The organism is Halorubrum shenae (assembly GCF_051194165.1).
Classification (GTDB): domain Archaea; phylum Halobacteriota; class Halobacteria; order Halobacteriales; family Haloferacaceae; genus Halorubrum.
On sequence record NZ_JBLZNI010000043.1, the window covers coordinates 1 to 1,507 of the forward strand.

At 55.7% G+C, this 1,507-nt stretch carries 1 protein-coding gene; it reads right to left on the bottom strand.

Annotation, left to right across the window (positions count from 1 at the left end; translation table 11 throughout):
* Nucleotides 1–63 precede the first annotated feature (63 nt).
* Nucleotides 64–1,383 carry an RNA-guided endonuclease InsQ/TnpB family protein gene (locus ACNS88_RS17545; RefSeq protein ID WP_435100624.1) on the bottom strand — a complete coding sequence of 440 codons (1,320 nt, stop codon included), beginning with the start codon at nt 1,381–1,383 and terminating at the stop codon, nt 64–66.
* Nucleotides 1,384–1,507 lie beyond the last annotated feature (124 nt).

Here is a 1,507-nt window from a genome sequence, read left to right on the forward strand (position 1 = left end):
TTGACATCCTCCCGCGCCTGAAGACGCGGGAATCCCACGGTACCGTACCGCTGGATTGGGATATTAGGGTTTGCAGTCTACCACTTGATCCTGCGGTTGGAATCCGCTGGACAAGTCATGAAGGTAGACGTCAGGCTGTGCCAACCAGCCGGTACTCCTATCTTCACCCAAACTGGGCGAAGACTCGGAGTTACTTTTGTTGATGTTGAGATGGATGTTCTCCGCCCCATTCACGTCTGCGTTGAACGCAGCGTTGCACCTATCACACACATACAAACCGCGGTTGACGCGCTGACTTTCGTCTTTCCTACCGCATGTACAACACGTCTTACTCGTGTCGCGTTCGGGCACTTCCACAACCTCGATCCCCTCGACCTTCGCCTTGTACGTAAGAATCGACGTGAAGCGGTCAAACGCCCAGCCGTGCAGATCAAGGTTACCGTGCCGACCCCAGTTCTTCGCTTGGCCATCTTCATCCTCACGAACGCCCTCTAAATCGCCGACATTGAGACGACCAACACCCCGCTCGACACAGTTCTCGACGATATGCTTAGCGAGACCATGAAAGAAGTGGGTGCGGCGCTCCGACCACTTCGCGTGTAGACGGGTGGCTTCTTCGCCACCCGAGTCGTCGCACTTGGCGATCTCTTTTGGGAAGTAGTAGCCGTCCTGTTTCAAGCGATTGCCGGGATACAGGTCGGCTTCCTCGGTACTGTACGCAACTGCCGCGAAGTTACAGATACCGAGGTCAACACCAGCCGACTCGGTGCCGGGGGCGTCGGGTGTCTCAACTTCGTCTTTGCAGACGAGGTGTAGTTCCCACCGGCCTTTTGAGCTGTCGTAGACGGCACGAACCTGTTGAACGTTCTTGACCGTGACGCCGGGGCGGGTTTCGTATTCGACAAGGATGTATTCCCACGCTTTCGGGTGGCCCTTGTGATTCGCGCCCTTCGAGAGCCGGACTCGGTTGTTCTTCGAGTCGTGTTTGATGCCGTTTTGCTTCCACGTCACCGTCGAACGCGGGTGTTCTTCGTGAACGCGGTTGCCGTGGTCGTCGTAGTAGTTTTCCTTGCGATAGCCGGGCGGGTTCGCCCGATTGTCTGACTTCCTCTTTTCGTACCACGAGTTGAAGGCTTCAGCGAGTTCCTCCAGAACGCGCTGACTGGACTGCGAATGCAGTCCCTTGTAGTTGGTGTGACCTTTCAACTCGTCTTTGAGATCGCCGTGATCGGGTATCTCACCCGTCTCCTCCCAGACTTGCCGGGTGTGGTAGTTAGCGACGTTCCAGAGTTTACTGGCACTCCACCCGTGGCGGTCAAGCGACCCCTCTACCTGACTGTGGTTGAGGATTTTCGCTTTGTGGGTGCGGTGGACTTCCAACATTCTGAAACGCCTGTATAATCATTTATACTCGCATTTCATTTAAAGGTCCGGGTTGAGAACGGTGGAATATCCGGCCCTGCCATCGATGGTGGATTGTGGAGGCGTTGTCGGATTCATCCTGACC